We start from the raw sequence: 4,307 nt of genomic DNA, 5'->3' as shown, positions 1-4,307 counted from the left end.
CTGTTGCCTGTTGCCTGCGCACAGCGCTATAATTCTAAATTCTAAATTCTAAATTCTTGAATACTCTTTCTTCTTCTTTCTTTCCTCCTGACTCCTAAATTAATGAGGTCTATTAGACATCTGGCGATCGTTAAAAATTAAATCAATCCCATACGCATAAATCATCAATTCTTTTCCCCTACTCCCTACTGCCTACTCCCTCTTTTCCGGAGAGGTCTATTCCATCACATTAACTGCAGAATGAGATTGAACACTTGCTAAAAAAGCATCTACATCTTCATCCCTAGTATTAAAAGTAGTGACAAGTCGAATTATGGGTAAAGTTGCCTGCTGCCAAACATAAAACTGAAAACCATCCGCTCTCAAACCACTAACCACAGACTCAGGAATTTCTAAAAAAATTTCATTTGCCTCCACTGGATGACATAACCTAGCAACAGGACAGTTGACCAAACATTGGGCTAATTTTGTAGCCATTTTATTAGCATTGCTGGCATTTTTCAGCCATACATCATCAGTAATGTAAGCTTCTAACTGAGCTGACAAATATCGCATTTTTGAGAATAAGTGACCACTGCGTTTGCGACGGTATCCAAATGTTTTTGCTAATTCTTGATTAAAAAAGACTACTGCTTCTGCTGCCATTGCTCCATTTTTAGTAGCACCAAAACACAATACATCTACCCCTGCTCGCCAAGTTATATCTGCTGGCGCACAACCCAAACTAACAACGGCATTTGCAAAACGCGCTCCATCCATGTGTAGATACAGGTTACGATCGTGAGTTAATTTTGCTATTTCAGCTATATCTTCTGGTAAATAAACTGTTCCTGCTTCTGTAGCTTGGGTAATACTAACTGCTGCTGGTTGAACATGATGCACTATACCAATACCAGCTTTTTCTAATGCTGTTGCTAAGTCAGAAGGATTAATTTGAGCATCTGTGCCACTGAGCGTCACCAGTTTCGCACCACCTGTATAAAATTCTGGGGCACCACATTCATCTATATTAATATGAGATTCAGCATGACAATAAATAGCTCCATAGGGAGGAGCGATCGCTGATAAAGCAAGAGCATTAGCAGCAGATCCTGTAGCAACCGGAAAAATTGTCACAGGAGTTTCAAATAATTTTGAGAATTTAGCTTCTAAGCGTTGGGTGTATTCATCGGCACCATAAGGCATTGCCGATCCTTCATTGGCAGTTATCAAAGCAGCCATAATTTCTGGGCAGACCTCAGTGACATTATCACTACAAAAGTTTATATTTCTCATATTGTTAACTTGATTTTGCTAAAGGACTAAAAAAATTAATTGAGCACAATTGCTAAGTTATAGCAAATTGATAAATATTTGCGATAAATAGATAGGATATTTCTTAGAAGTCAACAGTCAGAATGAATTGCTTAAATACCACTTTTTAGTGGGAAGTTATCTTTATTATCTCCTATAAATTCTTTTGATTTTTCTTATTATTAACATTCTTTTTTCAAGTTTGGTATTAACTCAATGGATGCAAAATTAGCATTCATCGCAACTTATTAGTTTAGTTAGAGTATTCCTACCATTTAGTAGAAATATTTTTCTTACGACCTACCACCTAAATAAATTTACAGCTACAACCTACCACATACGACCTAATAGCTTTATATTAATGACTACTCATCAATGGTTATTCTTAATTATATGTATATTTCTTATGAACTATATATAACTAATAATAAATATATAGTAAAAATTACATACAAAAAAAATTTTTTCATATAAAATTGTAGCCAATTCAATCTATTATCAGATCTTGATACAACTTACGAAAAAACATCTTGTTAGTATATTGATTATTAGAAAAAAGAGTGATACTATACAAAATAGTTAAGAAATAAACATCAACTATTACTAGCTTTAAAGTTTTGGAGGTAAGTAAAATAATTTACAATCACGCACAGCACTCAAATAATAGAAAATAACCTAAATATATTTATTAGTTTTATCTCTCTTTAAGCAGAAAAAGGCTAATATAGAGGTAAAAACTATTCCAAAAATATATTCAATCGAAACAAAAATAGGCAAAAGTAAAAATTATTTATCAAAATAATTGGGTCTAAAACCCCGCCTTGATTAGCGAAATATTTTTGGATGGTTGTCCACACATCCCCGTAACAAAAAGAACTTTTGATTTCTGACTTCTAACTTCTGACTTCGTTAATAACTCCTATTAAAATTTATAGAGAGCTAACTCAACATGGAAAACACTACCAGAGATTATCGTCATATACAATTCTGCGAAGGTAACTCAAAAGTAGATCTTGTCCAACTGATGGCTTTATTTGATTCCGCAGCAGTATGGGCAAAAAATCGAAAAATAGAAGATTTAGAAATAGCCATTACAAACAGTAACCCAGTCGTAAGCGTATGGGATAGTCAAAAAATGATAGGTTTTGGTCGTGCTACATCAGACTGTGTATACAGAGGCACAATTTGGGACATAGTCATTCACCCAAACTATCAAGGTGGAGGACTAGGACGCAAATTAGTTCAAACAATTTTAAGTCATCCAAGAATGTGCCATGTAGAACGAGTCTACCTAATGACAACCTACCAACAGGATTTCTACAAACGCATAGGATTTCAATACAACCAAACCACAACAATGATATTGCACAATCAACCAATGGCAGGAGAAATAGAATTAACAACTAGAAACAAAGCATTGCTACTTGCTCAAAAGTAACACAAAATTTTAGCTAAGAACTCTCATCGTTTTCTATACTCATAGGAATAGAACATTGAGTTCGATTAAAATCAGACTCCTCACCATCAGAAGGTGTTGCCAGTACCTCTAAACGTCCATTCATGATTCCTAACAGAGTTTGATTCATTAACAACCTCATACCAGGAGAAAGCTGAAAGTCACAATTCACAATCTTTTCAGTTTTCTCCTCATGAATCTGTTTGAGTAAATCCCAAGACTCACTCCAAGCACTAACTGGACGTTGATCGTCAATCCAGATATGAACATAACCAGATTCTTGTGCGGGATGAACAGAAATATTAATACTGCCTTCATTCATTTCAGCAATCGCAGTATCAACTAAACTAACCAAAACCTGCTTCAGACGAGACTCATCCGCCAAAACATAAATATTAGAGTCTGGAGGTAATATTTTCAAACGAATACTACGATTAGCAGCTTGTAAACACGTCAAATCATCCACCGCCCCTAACACTTTACTAAGCTGAAGACGTTCTATCTTATGTTTTTCAGTACCATGCTCGGTTTTAGCCACATCAATAATTTGATCGAGCAATTCCAAAGTTTTTAACGCAGAATTATACGCTTGATTAGCAAATTCACGTTCTTCTTCTGGGTTATCAGCTAAATCAAAAATAATTAACTGTAGCGTACTAATCATACTATTCATAGGCGATCGCAACTCGTGAGAAGTTCGAGCTAAAAAACCACCCTTAAATTTACTCATTTCCGATGCCATCTGGTATGCAAGTTGAGTCTGTTTCAGTTGTTCTAAAACATTTTCTAGTCTATCTAAATTAGATGCTTCAGGAGATGACACCACAGAAGGCGTTGATAAGTTCTCAGTTTTTGGCCTCAACCATAACCTACCACCTATTACACCAAACCCTAATCCTAATGCCAAAAATAAAAAATCGTTCCAGTCCATGGGACTAAAAATATTCAATAATATAACGTACCCTTAAAATTTTAACTTGACCGCTCCCTGACGTAAGATTTCCCAACAACTAATTTCCTTCCACTTAGCAACAGTAGAAGGCATTCCAGAAGCCAAGATTATCTCCTGTTTGTGGGACAATACCAAAACATCTGGAAATTGAGCATTAATTTCAGCCATTCCACCCAAGGGAGGTTGACCTGAGAAATTAGCACTTGTAGTAGCTAAAGGCCCTGTTTGAGCCATAATTTCCCTAGCAATATCGCAATTAGGAATCCTGATTCCAATAGTAGTTGGGTCAAAAGGGTTCATTTCTTTAGGAACCATTTCCGAAGCTGGCAGCACCAAAGTTAAAGGTCCAGGCCAATACTTCTGAGCAACCTCTTGCCATAACTGCAACTCTTCATCACTCCCTTGAACATAAGGCCACAAAGATTCCGGAGTTGCCCCCATCAAAATCAAAGGTTTATCTGGACTACGACGTTTTGCTTGAAAAATTAAATCTGCTTTTTGAGGAAGAGCCGCTAATGCTGGTACAGTATCAGTAGGAAAGCTCACTAAATTACCAGAAATTGCCCCCTCAATGAGTGTCTCAATAGATACTAAACTCATTTTTTT

Annotated in this window: 4 protein-coding genes; 1 reads left to right on the top strand and 3 read right to left on the bottom strand. The window is 36.0% G+C overall.

Translation table 11 applies throughout. The features are described from left to right. Positions 1-216 precede the first annotated feature (216 nt). Positions 217-1,275: a threonine aldolase family protein gene (locus AC3DU7_RS26610; RefSeq protein WP_488042279.1), complete on the bottom strand. Its 1,059-nt coding sequence runs from the start codon at positions 1,273-1,275 to the stop codon at positions 217-219. A gap of 967 nt (positions 1,276-2,242) precedes the next feature. Here AC3DU7_RS26610 and AC3DU7_RS26605 point away from each other — a divergent pair. Next, complete coding sequence (locus AC3DU7_RS26605) at positions 2,243-2,731, top strand: GNAT family N-acetyltransferase (RefSeq protein WP_488042278.1); 489 nt, start codon at positions 2,243-2,245, stop codon at positions 2,729-2,731. A 13-nt stretch (positions 2,732-2,744) separates the two neighbouring features. Here the strand turns inward: AC3DU7_RS26605 and AC3DU7_RS26600 are convergent, their stop codons facing one another. Continuing rightward, complete coding sequence (locus tag AC3DU7_RS26600; protein ID WP_488042277.1) at positions 2,745-3,680, bottom strand: histidine kinase dimerization/phospho-acceptor domain-containing protein; 936 nt, start codon at positions 3,678-3,680, stop codon at positions 2,745-2,747. 33 nt (positions 3,681-3,713) lie between these two features. Next, a complete protein-coding gene (locus AC3DU7_RS26595) occupies positions 3,714-4,301 on the bottom strand; it encodes an L-threonylcarbamoyladenylate synthase (RefSeq protein WP_488042280.1) in 588 nt (195 codons plus the stop codon). Between the last annotated feature and the right edge of the window lie 6 nt (positions 4,302-4,307).

The sequence above is a fragment of the Okeania sp. genome (assembly GCF_983059655.1).
The sequence above is the reverse complement of the archived record's forward strand: the minus strand, read 5'-3'. Positions and strand labels throughout refer to the sequence as shown.